Origin of the sequence: Halonatronomonas betaini (genome assembly GCF_015666175.1) — a bacterium.
Taxonomy (GTDB): Bacteria; Bacillota; Halanaerobiia; order Halanaerobiales; family Halarsenatibacteraceae; genus Halonatronomonas; species Halonatronomonas betaini.
On record NZ_JADPIE010000004.1, the window covers coordinates 210,737 to 224,082 of the forward strand.

Annotated in this window: 16 protein-coding genes; 3 read left to right on the top strand and 13 right to left on the bottom strand. The window is 36.9% G+C overall.

The annotated features are described in order from the left end of the window. The 9 genes from I0Q91_RS08495 to I0Q91_RS08535 all read right to left on the bottom strand — a co-directional run bounded on the left by I0Q91_RS08495 (window position 1) and on the right by I0Q91_RS08535 (window position 4,605). Entirely contained in the window at window positions 1-1,479 is a 1,479-nt protein-coding gene (locus tag I0Q91_RS08495; RefSeq protein WP_270454040.1) for a complex I subunit 5 family protein, read from the bottom strand. Between the two features lie 6 nt (window positions 1,480-1,485). Continuing rightward, on the bottom strand, window positions 1,486-1,821 hold the full coding sequence (locus I0Q91_RS08500) for a sodium:proton antiporter (RefSeq protein ID WP_270454041.1): 336 nt from the start codon (window positions 1,819-1,821) through the stop codon (window positions 1,486-1,488). Between the two features lie 3 nt (window positions 1,822-1,824). Next, window positions 1,825-2,535, bottom strand: coding sequence for a hydrogen gas-evolving membrane-bound hydrogenase subunit E (mbhE, locus tag I0Q91_RS08505; protein ID WP_270454043.1), 711 nt, complete (start codon window positions 2,533-2,535; stop codon window positions 1,825-1,827). Then, window positions 2,532-2,771 (bottom strand): Na(+)/H(+) antiporter subunit B, encoded by a 240-nt coding sequence (locus I0Q91_RS08510; RefSeq protein ID WP_270454044.1) that lies wholly within the window; start codon window positions 2,769-2,771, stop codon window positions 2,532-2,534. The genes mbhE and I0Q91_RS08510 overlap by 4 nt, the downstream gene beginning before the upstream one ends. Beyond that, window positions 2,764-3,096, bottom strand: a complete 333-nt coding sequence (mnhG, locus tag I0Q91_RS08515) for a monovalent cation/H(+) antiporter subunit G (protein ID WP_270454045.1) — start codon at window positions 3,094-3,096, stop codon at window positions 2,764-2,766. Before mnhG ends, I0Q91_RS08510 begins: the two co-directional genes overlap by 8 nt. After that, window positions 3,093-3,365 (bottom strand): MrpF/PhaF family protein, encoded by a 273-nt coding sequence (locus I0Q91_RS08520; RefSeq protein WP_270454046.1) that lies wholly within the window; start codon window positions 3,363-3,365, stop codon window positions 3,093-3,095. Before I0Q91_RS08520 ends, mnhG begins: the two co-directional genes overlap by 4 nt. Before the next feature lie 29 nt (window positions 3,366-3,394). Further along, window positions 3,395-3,910, bottom strand: coding sequence for a Na+/H+ antiporter subunit E (locus I0Q91_RS08525; RefSeq protein WP_270454047.1), 516 nt, complete (start codon window positions 3,908-3,910; stop codon window positions 3,395-3,397). A 142-nt stretch (window positions 3,911-4,052) separates the two neighbouring features. Beyond that, window positions 4,053-4,184, bottom strand: a complete 132-nt coding sequence (locus tag I0Q91_RS08530) for a hypothetical protein (RefSeq protein ID WP_270454049.1) — start codon at window positions 4,182-4,184, stop codon at window positions 4,053-4,055. A 145-nt stretch (window positions 4,185-4,329) separates the two neighbouring features. Further along, window positions 4,330-4,605: a hypothetical protein gene (locus I0Q91_RS08535; protein WP_270454050.1), complete on the bottom strand. Its 276-nt coding sequence runs from the start codon at window positions 4,603-4,605 to the stop codon at window positions 4,330-4,332. A 139-nt stretch (window positions 4,606-4,744) separates the two neighbouring features. Between I0Q91_RS08535 and I0Q91_RS08540 the strand changes: the two genes are divergently transcribed. Continuing rightward, on the top strand, window positions 4,745-5,878 hold the full coding sequence (locus tag I0Q91_RS08540) for a glycerate kinase family protein (protein ID WP_270454052.1): 1,134 nt from the start codon (window positions 4,745-4,747) through the stop codon (window positions 5,876-5,878). Here I0Q91_RS08540 and I0Q91_RS14440 read toward each other — a convergent pair. From I0Q91_RS14440 to I0Q91_RS08555, 3 genes are all read right to left on the bottom strand, one after another. Next, entirely contained in the window at window positions 5,859-7,814 is a 1,956-nt protein-coding gene (locus tag I0Q91_RS14440) for a S9 family peptidase (protein ID WP_270454054.1), read from the bottom strand. The two genes, I0Q91_RS08540 and I0Q91_RS14440, sit on opposite strands and share 20 nt — an antisense overlap. A gap of 67 nt (window positions 7,815-7,881) precedes the next feature. Continuing rightward, on the bottom strand, window positions 7,882-8,100 hold the full coding sequence (locus I0Q91_RS08550; RefSeq protein ID WP_270454056.1) for a hypothetical protein: 219 nt from the start codon (window positions 8,098-8,100) through the stop codon (window positions 7,882-7,884). After that, entirely contained in the window at window positions 8,093-8,311 is a 219-nt protein-coding gene (locus I0Q91_RS08555) for a hypothetical protein (protein WP_270454057.1), read from the bottom strand. Before I0Q91_RS08555 ends, I0Q91_RS08550 begins: the two co-directional genes overlap by 8 nt. A gap of 268 nt (window positions 8,312-8,579) precedes the next feature. Between I0Q91_RS08555 and typA the strand changes: the two genes are divergently transcribed. After that, window positions 8,580-10,385: a translational GTPase TypA gene (gene typA / locus I0Q91_RS08560; RefSeq protein WP_270454059.1), complete on the top strand. Its 1,806-nt coding sequence runs from the start codon at window positions 8,580-8,582 to the stop codon at window positions 10,383-10,385. Window positions 10,386-10,599: 214 nt separating this feature from the next. Here the strand turns inward: typA and I0Q91_RS08565 are convergent, their stop codons facing one another. Continuing rightward, the gene (locus I0Q91_RS08565) at window positions 10,600-11,505 is read right to left on the bottom strand and encodes a hypothetical protein (RefSeq protein ID WP_270454060.1); all 906 of its coding nucleotides are present in this window, start codon (window positions 11,503-11,505) and stop codon (window positions 10,600-10,602) included. 162 nt (window positions 11,506-11,667) lie between these two features. Here I0Q91_RS08565 and I0Q91_RS08570 point away from each other — a divergent pair, with 162 nt between their 5' ends. Beyond that, a complete protein-coding gene (locus I0Q91_RS08570) occupies window positions 11,668-13,137 on the top strand; it encodes a sigma-54 interaction domain-containing protein (protein ID WP_270454061.1) in 1,470 nt (489 codons plus the stop codon). Window positions 13,138-13,346 lie beyond the last annotated feature (209 nt).

A 13,346-nucleotide genomic window follows, 5' to 3' on the forward strand; every position in this document is an offset into this window, starting at 1 on the left:
TTAACCTCCCAGGATATGAAGAATAAAGTTGGATTGTTCAAGTAAAAAGTCTGGAGCTGCATCAATAATATTCAATATATAGCCAGGAAATAAGCCGATCATTAAACAGACACCTGCTAAAAATAGAGTTGGAATATACTCATTAAATTTTAAAAGTGGTAGCTTTCCTGGAAAACCAGAATAACCTGTATAAATAGTAATTACAGGTCTTAAATAATATCCAAGTGAAATAAAACTACCTACAAGTATCATAAAAGCAGGAACAAGATAACCTGCTTCAACGGCAGCTGTTAAAATCAACCATTTACTAACAAAGATATTTGAAGGTGGAATCCCAACCATAGCTATTAACATCAAAACAAAAATTATACTCATTACCGGCATCTTTTCAGCCAGTCCTTTCATATCTCTGATTTGATAACTATTGGTGGCCTTATACAAATTACCAGCAGTAAAGAAGATAGCTCCTTTTAAGAAAGCATGATTAATCAAATGGAAACTTCCTGCAACTATTCCAGCCTCAGTCCCAATGCCAAAGGCAATAATAACATAGCCTAGCTGGGCTATTGTTGAATAAGCAAAAAGCCGCTTAAGATTATCCTGCTGCAGAGCTGCGCCATGGCCAAAGAGCATTGAAGCAACTCCCCAGCCGACAATTAAGTTGGTGAAGATAGTCTCCTGAAAGAACTGGACTCCAAAGAAGATAAAAAGAATCCTTACCAGCACAAAGAAATAGACATTAACAACCAGACCAGAGGATAAAACAATATATGAGATCGGTGAACCCTGATAGGCATCTGGCATCCAGGCATGTAAAGGTACAAGAGCAAACTTAACCCCTAATCCAATAATAAAGAGTGACATTAATACCTGGCGAGTAACAACAGGTATTTCAGCCATTCTTTCAGGAATTATTGCCATATTTAAAGTTCCGGTAGCCTGGTAGGTTAGCACTATTCCCAGTAATAAGAAAACAGCACCAATTGAACCAATAATTAAATATTCAAAAGCAGCCTCTAAACTGATATCCTCGTCTTTAAAAGCAACAAGGGCATAAGAACTGATTGAAGCTATCTCAAAGAAAACATAGAAATTAAAGAGATCAGCCGTCATTACCATACCAGAAGCCCCTAACAATAACACATTTATTAACAGATAAAATTTAGCCGGTTTCCTCTGGATTTCAGTAATTGAATAAAGCAGGCTCAACAATGGCATGACAGCAATCAGCACAAAGACTACAAGAGTAAAATTATCAACTGAGAGGTTAATAGCTATATCATTCTGCCAGTTTCCAACATTATAAAGTTGTGGCAATAAATTATTTCTATTGAGAATATAATAGATAGCTATTCCAGACTGGAGAATAGCAGATGTAAAAACCACTGGTAAAACATATTTTTTATTTATGTAATTAAAAATCCCAATAGAAAAAATAGTAAATAAAGGTATTATAATTAGCCAGATTAAAAGCTCCATATTTTATTATCCCCTTAATCTCTTGATTTCGTGAATATTCAAAGTGTCATAGCGGTTATGCAATTTAATAACTAAAGCAAGCATTATTGCAGTTGTGCTAGCATTAATAACAATTGCAGTTAATCCTAAAGCCTGGGGCAGCGGATCTGCAACTAATTCAAAGGGCTGGTCCAATACTGGAGCAGCAGCATCAGGAAAATAAGCCATAGCCCCTAAAAGCAGAATAATTGAAGATTCAACAATGCTGATCCCAATTATTATTTTTATCATATTTGTCTGAGTTAAAACTGTATATAATCCCATACAGATTAACAATACAATTGTTGGGTATAATAAGATCATTATTTAATCCTCCCTGGTTAATGAGATAAAGATAATACTTAATCCGGTACCAACTTTAGCCCCGACGGCAAGATTTGATAATGGCATAAGTCCGCCACTTAATAATTCACCAGGGGTACCTAAATAAATTCCAGCCTGGCTATTGGCCAGAAAACTGCCACCATAGATCAATCCAAAGATACCGATCAATAAGAATAATAAAGCACCAAAATCTTCAATTAAAGAAAGCCTGGTTACATTAAAGCGTTTAGTCATATAATGGAAGCCATAGGTAAAGATTATCAGGATAGACATCGCACTGATTATAACACCACCAGAAAACCCTCCGCCAGGGGAGAGGTGACCATAAGCAATTAAGAATATACTGATAACCCAGAAAAAAGGCAGTATAAAAGCAATTGATTGATGAACTATTGGTGTAAATTCAGTTTTAAGCATTGAAGCTTCATGCTGGGGCAAAATTAAAGCTACAATTGAGGCAGCAGTAAAAATCACAGTTGCCTCACCGATAGTATCAAAAGCTCTATAATCAAATAATATAGCAGTAATCAAGTTTATAGCACCAGTTTCTTCAACGCCATAATTTATATAATGTTCAGAAAGGCTGAGAGTAACTTCTAAATTTGAAATATCATAAAAAGTAATCAGCAAAAAAATGCCTAATAATGAAACCAATCCAGCACTAAATAATTTATTGAAGGAAATATTATTCATTCTATCTCCTCCGTCTTATTAATAGTTATAATAAAGAAGCTGGTCATGATTCCAGCAGCTATAACAGCTTCAGCCAGAGCCAGATCAGGTGCCTGGAGAATAATAAGTAATATAACTAAAAGTGTACTGAATAATGATAGGATTACAACAGAGTTTAAAAGTTTCTTAGAAAATAATGCAAGGGCAGCCGTTACAACAAGCATCACCAGAATTATACCAAAGATTAGATCAATCATTGTCAAAAACCCTCTCATGTAAATCATCTCTAGTCATTTTTATAACATGGCCATAATGATATGAAGCTCTACTTAGGGCATGGCCAACAACAGGATTAGTAATTAGTAAAAAGACAATTAAAAGCAGTAATCTAAAAGATAGAGGTGATGGACCTTCCTGGATAATTAAAGCTATTAAGATTGAAATACCTCCACCGATCAGACATTTAGAAGCAGCATGCATTCTTGAATAAAAGTCAGGAAAGCGGATTAAAGCAATGGCAGTTGTTAAGAAAAATACCATTCCGCTAAATAAAAAGAACCTGATAATCCAATCTACAATCATGACTCTTCCTCCTCATGTCTCCCTGGAGTCCCAAAGTATTTAGCCATTACCAAAACATCAATAAATAAGAGGACACCATATACTAAAGCAACATCAATAAATAATGCCCGATTAAAATGGGCTCCAAGCAGAACAAGCACTATCAAAAGCATAATACCAATAGCACTGACAGCCGCTATTCTGTCAAGGGGATGGGGCCCTTTTATTAACCTGTAAAATGAAATCATTGAGCAGAATAAAACAAAAATTATAACAAATTCTAGATTCAAGGCAAATCCTCCTGACTTTTAATAGGGTTTTAATCTTCAAAAATTCTAAGTACCCAGGGTTCAAAAGCCCCGATAATCTCTTCTTTATGATTAATCGTTTCTTCCATTGGGATATTAATACAGTGAATAAATAGTTCACCGGTATTTTCATCAATATCAACAGAGATTGTACCTGGAGTTAGAGTAATTAAATTAGCCAGCATAGTTCTGCCACTTAAGTTCTCAACATCAGTCCTTATCTTAACAATCCCCTGATGTAAATCTAAATCTTTTTGAAAGACTAATTTAAGAACAGTAAGTGAAGATTTATAGGCCTGATAGAAGAAGACAGGCAGAAAAAGAAAGAAAATAATAGTTCGGCGTATGTAAGAAAAGACTGAAGATCTATCCTCTGGTTCCTGCAAGAGAAAGCCCCGGAAAAAATAGAGAGTAAAACTGCAGACTAAAAAACCCAGGATTAAATTGGCTGGAGCCAGATTTCCGGATAAAAGTAACCAGAAAGAATAAAAAGCAATAAAAACAAAGGCTATCCTAGCTTTATACATAAACTCATCCCCTGAAAAATTAATATTTCTTAGTTTTTCAAACTATTGTTTAAATTATATCAAATAGAATAAACTATTTCAATCTTATAAAATAGCAAAACCTCCCTGAATAATCAGGGAGGCAATAAATCTAGATTACAATTTATACCATATGGTTATGATTATAGAAATAAGCTTTCTGGAATAATTCTCTCTCAAAATTCTTAGTCTCTTTGTCAGGGTGGTGGTCACGTGTGATATTATCTAAAAATGTACCTTTTTTTAAAAGTTTCATTATTGCCACCTCCATAATAGTAATGGACTTTTATTTTATCTTTTTCTTAATTACATTATATATTGTTATAATTCAAATAAACGTTAAGTAATTTACAAATTTCACATAAAAAAGAGGTAGGTTCTCACCTACCCCAGACCTGATCTTAATTACCTGCTCTCATTCGCTGTGCCCTTTTTTGGTCCTGCCTGTATTCACCATTTTCCCCATTCTCTAATCTTCGACTTTCCTGGAACTGTCTCTGTAAATTTTCAGGCTCACCGTCACATTCACCACAATAGACTCCTGGACCTGTCTCAGCTCTCTGGAACTGGGCTGCATTATTTACAGGTTCGTTTTTGCTTTCGACTGCAAGAGTTGAAACTCCGACTAAAAAGACTAAACCTAAGATTAAAACTGGAACTAAAAACTTTCTTTTCATCTCTTCCACCTCACTTAATTTATATTTATTTGATTCTAAATAAATTATAATAATCAATTGTAAAGGAAATATGAATTAAATCTTTAATATAATATAGTAACAGGAAAAACATTAACAAGAAGATCAGGAGGTAGAGCCTATGAAAATAATTATAGCCCCGGATTCATATAAAGGTAGCCTGACAGCTTTAGAGGTAGCTGAAAATATCGAAACTGGTATTAAAAAAACAATCCCAGAGGCAGAAATCATTAAAGTTCCAATGGCTGATGGCGGTGAAGGTACAGTTCAGGCCTTAGTCGACGCCCATAATGGTCAGATCATTGAAGAAGAAGTGATTGGCCCTGAAGGCGATAGGGTTAAAGCATTTTACGGGATCTTAAATGAGAGCCAGGCAGTTATTGAAATGGCGGCAGCCTCTGGAATAAGTTATATAGATCCAGCTACTGCCGATCCCAGGAAAACAACAACCTATGGCACCGGCCAGCTTATCAAGTCAGCCCTTAAAAGAGGTGCCAGCCATATTATCCTGGGTATTGGCGGTTCTGCCACCATGGATGCCGGAGTCGGAGCTCTCCAGGCCCTGGGTTTTAGTTTTAAAGATAAAGCTGGCCAGGAAATCGGCAGAGGTGGCGGCCAGATTGGCAAAATAGCAAGTGTTTCTAAAGAAAATCTGTACCCGCCGGCAGAAGAACTTTATTTAGAGATAGCCTGTGATGTTTCCAATCCTTTTTATGGTGAGAATGGAGCAGCCTATATCTATGGTCCCCAGAAAGGCGCCAGCCAGAAACAGGTAGAAGAGCTGGATCAGAATTTCCGCAAATTCAATCAATTTGTCAGAGATAATTATAATAAAGATCTCCAGCAGCTGCCAGGCGCCGGGGCAGCAGGTGGCCTGGGGGCAGGATTGATAACATTTCTAAATGGTGAATTAAAAGAAGGGGCAGATATTGTGGCCAGAGCCAATCAACTGGCAGCTAAATTAAAAGGAGCAGATCTGGTGATTACAGGAGAGGGCCAGCTCGATTACCAGACAGTCAATAATAAAGCTCCAATCCATGTAGCCCATCTGGCCGGAGCAGAGGGGATTCCTGTGCTAGCAATAGCCGGCAGTTTAGGTGAAGATTACCAGAAAGTATTCCAGAAAGGAATCGATGCAGCCTTCTCGATCATAAATAAGCCAGCATCATTAAATAAAATAATCCTGGCCACTCCTGAATTACTCCAGGAGACAGCCAGGAATATAGGCAGATTAATTACTTTAGATATTGATTAAACCAGTCCAGCATTTCCTGATAGCGGCGGATCCTGTGCTCAGGCTTGCCGCTTCTGGAAAGCTCATGGTTTTCCCCTTTAAAAATAGTCAGCCTGCTCTCAACCCCATGATACTTAAGGGCTGTAAAGAACTGGAGCGCCTCAGTTAGCCAGCAGCGATAATCCTCCTCTGAATGAATCAATAAGGTCGGAGTTGAAACCCTGTCAGCATACTTTAAAGGCGAACTATCCCAGAGCTCATCAAGATTATTCCAGGGGGTTGCACCGTCAGCCTGATCCTTAACGAAATAATAACCAATATCAGTAGTTGCAAACATCGAAACCCAGTTAGAGATACTCCGCTGGGAGACAGCAGCCTTAAATCTATCAGTCTGGCCAACGATCCAGTTAGTCATATAACCACCATAGGAACCGCCAGCAACTCCAAGCCTATCAGCATCGATCAGATCATAACGCTCAAGTGCAGTATTTGCTACCTCCATTAAATCCTGATAATCCCTCTGGCCGTAACCGCCTCTAATATCAGCAAATTCATTACCCCGACCATCACTACCTCTAGGATTGCTAAAGATAACAGCATAGCCTGCATTGGCGAGTATCTGAAATTCATTAAAGAAGATAGAACCATAAACAGTCTTGGGACCACCATGGATCTCCAGCACTGCCGGGTATTTCTCGCCTTCCTGATAGCCAACTGGTTTGATTATCCAGGCATCCAGCTCAACTCCATCAGAGGCCTTAACAGTAAAATGTTCAGGCTCAGAGATCATCTTTTCAGCCAGAAGTTGATCATTAAATGAACTAACCTGCTTCTCCCTGCCAGATTCAAAGAGATATAACTCCTGGAGCTGATTGCCTCTAAATCCGATAAAAGCTATCTGACCATCATGAATATCAAACATATCAACGGCACCTTCAGTTTCGATAATTCTTTCAATATCACCGGAATTCAAACGATTTAAATAGGAATTATAACCCTCAGTTGAAATAAAATAAAGCTCACCATCATCAGCTATAAAGGTCTGGCCGCCACCTAAGCGACAGTCATTCCCGACAGAAGTCCAGAGACTCCTGTCCATTCCATCAGTTAATTGACTGATTTCATTATTATCAGTATTAACCAGATAAAGCTCAGGGTTAGAATTAAGCCCCATTCCCTGAAAATCATTGGCAGCAAAACAAATTTCATCTGTATTCTTAAATTCAATCATACTTATTGACCAGTCTCTATCAGTTAGCTGAAATAAATTGCCGCTATCAAGCTCATATAGATAAAGATTATTTATAATTTCAGCCTTATCCTCAAAATAATTCATGGTAAAGGCAATCTTATCACCTTTAATCACAAAATTGCCAACATTGTTTTTACCTTTAACAAGTTCCTCAATTTCTCCAGAGTCAATATCCATGCTATATAAATGGTTCCTGTAACTATCAGTATAACCCTTGCCATTTGCCCAGAAGGGAATCTCCTCTAAAACCTGATAATCCTTATCTTTCTTTAATTCCTCTTCATCCCGCTCCTTTAAATCTTTCATGGCAGTAAATATTAGCTTCTCCTGGCCCTTAACTTTAAAATCACCGACAGCCTTTGCAACTGTCTTAATATGAACGGCCTCGCCACCATTAATATTTATTTTATAAAATTCAGTCTCAGATATCAGCTTTTCTTTATCTTTATCCTGTTTATCCTGGCGCTTAGAAGTAAAGATTATCTCATCGCCATTTAACCACACAAAGCCACCATCATTTTTGCCAGAGGTCAGCTGATAAAATCTATCACTGGCCAGATTATAAATCCAGAGGTTTGAATCATAGTTATTATCATCCTGATTGGCCTGACTGACTTTAAAAGCCAGATTCTCTCCATCAGGTGAATATTTTAAATCAGATAAAAATCTATAATCTAAAAAACTATCGACTTTAATCTTCTCCACAAATTATCATCCTCTCAAATATTTTTAATTATAAAATAGCCCCGGAATATCCGGGGCTGAATATACTTTAATAATTAATTTCTTTTAGATCCTGGATGAATTTCTCCAACTTTTCTTTGTTTTTATTTTCCCAGTCAATAATAAAGTCCTTGACCATACCCTTTTCAGTCTCAGTAAAATTTTCTAGCGCCTTTTTAATATTCTTCTCATCAGTATCAATCTTTCTTAACTTTGCAATCGCTTTCTTCATAGGATACTGAATCTTATAATAAATTTTATCAGCCATTAGAATCACCCTCTATAATATCTTTAATCTTTTTGAAATCCTCAATTCCGTCTCTTTCTAGAAATCTTAAATAACTCTCTATAGACATAATCCTGTTATCCATAATTTTTTCTTCCATTTCGATTTCATCCAGATCAATATCATCTATCCTCTTGAAGGCAGCATTAAAATTCTCGATTGCAAAAAGAACAGATTCTCTCAAATTACCCATGATTATGACACCTCTCTTTAATAATTGGTATTTTAAAAACTAATCTTATTATTCAACTATATTTTTTCAATATAATTATATCACCATGAAAAAATATTATCAAGTTTTTACATATTACATTCTAAAAAATAATAAAAAAACATAAAAGTGGCTAATATAGCAGATAAAATGCCTTATTTCAATTAATTTAAAATAATTATACGATTGATTGCATAAAGACGACTAATAGTGTATAATAAACAATGGTCTTAAAAAGGAGTAGATACAAATGAGAGAAAAAGAAATTATCAATATAGCAATAATTGCCCATGTAGATGCAGGCAAGTCGACTCTGGTCGATGCATTTTTAGATCAGAGTGGAATTTTTAGGGAAAATCAGGAAGTCGTTGATTGTATTATGGATAGTGATGACTTAGAAAGAGAAAGAGGAATCACCATTTATTCCAAAAACTGTGCCATCGAACATGATGGATATAAAATAAATATAGTCGATACACCAGGACATGCCGATTTTTCATCAGAAGTTGAAAGGGTTATCAGGTCAGTCGATACAACAATATTACTGGTAGATGCCGCTGAAGGTCCAATGCCCCAGACCAGATTTGTCCTTCAGAAATCCTTAGAAAAAGGTCTTAAGCCAGTTGTTTTAATCAATAAAATTGACAAGAAGAATGCCAGACCAGAAGAAGTTAAAGATATGATCCTTGATTTATTTATCGATCTCAATGCCAGTGACGAGCAGCTTGAATTTCCAACAGTCTATGGTGTGGCAACTGAAGGGATTGCAAAATATAATCTAGAAGATGAAGGTGAAGACTTAACCCCGCTCTTTGATACTATTATAGATAGAGTCGAAAGTTATCCAGATAAAAACGAAGAACCGCTCCAGATGCAGGTTTATGACCTGGCCTATGATGATTATTTAGGCCGAATGGGAATTGGCCGAGTCTATCAGGGCCAGATCGCAAAAGGCCAGAAAGTAGAGGTCAGCAAGCGAGACGGTTCCATTAATAAAGGTAAGATCAACAAACTCTTTAGCTATGTCGGATTAAGTCAGTCTGAAACCGAAAAAGTTGAGAGTGGTGATATAGCAGTTATTACAGGCCTGCCAGAGATTTCAATCGGAGATACAATTGGCCAGCCAGGTAAAGTAGATCCACTACCAGTAATCGATATTGAAGAGCCAACCCTGTCAATGAATTTCCAGGTTAATGACTCTCCCTTTGCCGGTCAGACTGGGGAATACCTGACAACCCGTCACCTAAAGGCCAGGTTAGACCGGGAGCTTGAAGTTAATGTCGGCCTGGAAGTCGAGCGAACCGAAGATAAAGATGCCTTTAAAGTCTCAGGCCGGGGAGAACTCCACCTTTCAATCCTCCTGGAGAATATGCGCCGGGAAGGTTATGAAGTGGCAGTCTCAATGCCTAAAGTCTTAATGAAAGAGATCGATGGCAAACGCCATGAACCGATAGAGAGAGTTTTAATCGATGTTCCAGAAGAATATTCAGGGACAGTCATCGAAAAATTAAATAAAAGAAAAGGTTTGATGCAGTCAATGATGCAGGAAAATGGCTATGTCGAACTGGATTACCTGGTACCGACCAGAGGACTGATAGGTTATAAGAGTGAATTCATCAATGACACCAGCGGTGAAGGAACAATCATCCGTTCCTTTGATAGATATGAGCCCTTTAAAGGCGAGGTCCCAGAACGGAATAATGGCGTTCTTATCTCAGCAAATAAAGGAACTGCCAGAGGTTATGCCCTCTCTAACCTGACAGATCGGGGCCGGTTATTTATTGAGCCAGGCACAGATGTCTATGAAGGGATGATCATTGGACTTCATAATAGGGAGAACGATCTAACAGTAAACCCCTGCAAGAATAAGAAATTGACCAATGTCAGGTCCAATAGTTCAGATGATGCCATCCAGCTTCCTCCAGCCAAAAAGATGACCCTGGAAGATGCCCTGGAATTTATCGCTGAAGACGAATTAGTTGAGGTCACCCCTGATGCCATTAGAATTAGAAAGAAGATAAGAGATGAGAAGATGCGCCTCAGACATGCCAATTAATTAGTAGATAAAATATAAAATCCTGGCCAGAGCATTCTTAACTGCTCCAGCCAGGATTTCTTTATTAATAAGTTGATTTTACTCTATATCCAGTATATTTCTACTCCAGGAATGCTCCAGGTTTCCTCCGGGAATGCTCCGGGAATGCTCCGGGAATGCTCCGGGTCTGCTCCGGGTCTGCTTCAGGAATACTTTAGCTTTTCTCCAGCTATAATTAAAAGCTTTCAAATCTATATAGACCTGAAGAACCGGTAATTATCTTTTCATTACTTTCAATGCCAGGAAACTTTTTAATGGCTTTTGCTCCAGAATCATTAAATACAATTTGTGGAGGGATAGCCTTGGCTATTAAACCCTCATTTAAACCTAGATTATTACTAAATCGATAAAGGTAAAATTTATCAAAGGTTTTAAAACCCTGATATTTAAGTTTTACAGGATTATTTTCATTAATTGTATCATTATCCAGTTCAATTTTTTGGTAGATAAGTTTTTCTTCTCCTGTTTTATTGATACATAGTAGGCCATAATTAATAAAGAAATCTCCAGTAGTAATATCTCCAGCTTGAATTAGTTTTCCAGAGAAGTTAGAAAGAATTTTTTCAGATTCAAATATAAAACTGTACTCTGACTCACTATTTAAATTAGAGAGAGTAAAAGAATTCAATTGATTCTTTCTGGCTTTTAAAGAATAGGTCTTGATCTTATCATTTTTAATATCTGTAAGGGTTAATTTTAGATCTATATCAGCTGTTACATTAAAATTAATCCTTGCTTTTTCAGGGACTAAATTATCGATATAAAGATTGTGAACTAGAGCAAAGTCGCCAGTCTCTTTCAAAGAATTTCTAGCCAATTTAGTTAAAACATTATGGCCAGTTACTCCCCTGCCAGCAATCCGATTCCAGGCCTCTCTATCATAATCAGTTAATAAATTATAATATTTACTGGCGGCACCAAAGAGGTCCCGATTTTCTTTCTGTTTTTCAGTATTACTGGGGTTAGAACTTACATAAGACCTGACGATATCAAATTCCTTCCATTTATAATTAACTAAATTCGCAAACTTACCACTGGCTCCAATCGACATTAATGGTCCAGTAACTTTAGCCAGAATCATCACACCTTTCCAGATTTTATTTAAATGCTATTTCCAGTCTACCCTATTTTAATCAAAAAGAAAAGAGGGGGCAGGTGCATCGAAGCTTTTTTCTGAAAAAACTTATTATATCTGATATAATAGGAATAACTATTAAAAAAATAGAAGGAGCAGAGCATATAAATGCTAAATACTAAAAATACTCCAGACGAAATTACTGACCCAGTAGAATTAAGAAGAAGACTTAAATCAGTAAAATCAGAGCTTAAGGCACTTGATACAATTTTAAATGAGGCCTATGAAGGCATCGTAGTTGTCGATAAAAATGGCTATATCACCAAATTCAATCAGGCCTATGAAAAATTTCTCGGCCTTAAAGAAGAAGAGGTTAAAGGTGAGTTTGTTGCCGATGTAATTGAAAATACCAGAATGCATCTTATCGTCCAGAATGGAGAAAAGGAGATCGGCCATATTCAGAGAATCCAGGGCAATGATATGATCTGCCATCGTCTGCCTATTTTCGATGATGATGGCGAGACAATTCTGGGTGGGGTTGGCGTCGTGATCTTTAAAGATGTTAAAGAATTAAAATCTCTAAATCGTCGGATGGAAGTTTTAGAAGAAAAATTAAATAAACATAAAGGTGAGTTAAAAAGGCTCCAGGAGGCCAAATATTCCTTTGATAATATTCTTACTGTTAACTCCAGGATGAAATACTTAAAGAAGATAGCCAAAAGAGCGGCTGAAAATAATTCGGCAGTTCTTTTGGATGGGGCTACTGGAACTGGAAAAGAACTATTTGCCCATGCAATCCATAAGGCAAGTTATAGAAAATTCGGCAGATTTATCAGAGTTAACTGTGCAGCTATTCCCTCAGATCTTCTGGAATCAGAGCTATTCGGGTATGAAGAGGGGGCATTTACAGGGGCCAGTAAGGAAGGAAAACCTGGCAAATTTGAATTGGCCAATGGCGGAACCATCTTTCTTGATGAGATTAGCAGTCTGCCATTAAAGATGCAGGCCAAACTCCTTAGAGTTCTCCAGGAGAAGGAATTTACCAGAGTGGGGGGGACAGAGACAATTGAGCTGGATGTTCGGGTTATTGCCGCCAGTAATGAGAACCTGGAAACCAAGATAAAGAATAATAATTTCAGAAAAGATCTCTATTATAGACTTAATGTAATCAGGTTAAAACTCCCACCATTAAAGGAAAGAAAAGATGATATTCCGTTACTGGCCAGAAAGAAACTTAAAGATTTAATCTCTGAATTTGAAATTGAAGACCTGGAATTTGCCAGTGAAACCTTAGATTATTTGAAGGCCTATGACTGGCCAGGCAATATCAGGGAACTATTTAATGTAATAGAGAGAACGATAAATTTTGTTGAAGGAAGAGTAATCAAGCCAGAACATCTTCCGCCAATAATCAGCGAGCAGGCAAATCCTGTCGAACAGGTTTCTCTAAATAACCAGGACTTTCAATTTGGCGAAACATTAAATCTAAAAGACAATGTGGCCAGACTGGAAAAGGAATCAATCCAAAAAGCACTGGCCATGACAGGCTGCAATAAATCTAAAGCAGCCCGGTTATTAGGAATTCATCGCACAAACCTATATGATAAGTTAGAAAAATATGACCTTAATTGTGATTAAATAAAAAATTATAGCCTCAAATTTTCTACACCCTGGACAGGGTGTAGTTTTTTTATACAATTTTAAAAGAGTGTATTAAAATAATACAGAATGCTATCATCGCCATTAATTCATAGAATTACACTCTATAAAAAGCCAAGCTGTATATAATAGCGACAATTGTTTGAAAATTTAAAGTAATAATATAATAAAGATAATATTTTCACTAA

What these genes read in the sequence shown, in the direction of transcription:
- typA (WP_270454059.1), top strand. Translation starts at nt 8,580, where the DNA reads ATGAGAGAAAAAGAAATTATCAATATAGCAATAATTGCCCATGTAGAT.
- mbhE (WP_270454043.1), bottom strand. Translation starts at nt 2,535, where the DNA reads ATGAATAATATTTCCTTCAATAAATTATTTAGTGCTGGATTGGTTTCA.
- I0Q91_RS08550 (WP_270454056.1), bottom strand. Translation starts at nt 8,100, where the DNA reads ATGGCTGATAAAATTTATTATAAGATTCAGTATCCTATGAAGAAAGCG.
- I0Q91_RS08555 (WP_270454057.1), bottom strand. Translation starts at nt 8,311, where the DNA reads ATGGGTAATTTGAGAGAATCTGTTCTTTTTGCAATCGAGAATTTTAAT.
- I0Q91_RS08525 (WP_270454047.1), bottom strand. Translation starts at nt 3,910, where the DNA reads ATGTATAAAGCTAGGATAGCCTTTGTTTTTATTGCTTTTTATTCTTTC.
- I0Q91_RS08500 (WP_270454041.1), bottom strand. Translation starts at nt 1,821, where the DNA reads ATGATCTTATTATACCCAACAATTGTATTGTTAATCTGTATGGGATTA.
- I0Q91_RS08540 (WP_270454052.1), top strand. Translation starts at nt 4,745, where the DNA reads ATGAAAATAATTATAGCCCCGGATTCATATAAAGGTAGCCTGACAGCT.
- I0Q91_RS08530 (WP_270454049.1), bottom strand. Translation starts at nt 4,184, where the DNA reads ATGAAACTTTTAAAAAAAGGTACATTTTTAGATAATATCACACGTGAC.
- I0Q91_RS08495 (WP_270454040.1), bottom strand. Translation starts at nt 1,479, where the DNA reads ATGGAGCTTTTAATCTGGCTAATTATAATACCTTTATTTACTATTTTT.
- I0Q91_RS08535 (WP_270454050.1), bottom strand. Translation starts at nt 4,605, where the DNA reads ATGAAAAGAAAGTTTTTAGTTCCAGTTTTAATCTTAGGTTTAGTCTTT.
- I0Q91_RS08570 (WP_270454061.1), top strand. Translation starts at nt 11,668, where the DNA reads ATGCTAAATACTAAAAATACTCCAGACGAAATTACTGACCCAGTAGAA.
- mnhG (WP_270454045.1), bottom strand. Translation starts at nt 3,096, where the DNA reads ATGATTGTAGATTGGATTATCAGGTTCTTTTTATTTAGCGGAATGGTA.
- I0Q91_RS08565 (WP_270454060.1), bottom strand. Translation starts at nt 11,505, where the DNA reads ATGATTCTGGCTAAAGTTACTGGACCATTAATGTCGATTGGAGCCAGT.
- I0Q91_RS08510 (WP_270454044.1), bottom strand. Translation starts at nt 2,771, where the DNA reads ATGATTGATCTAATCTTTGGTATAATTCTGGTGATGCTTGTTGTAACG.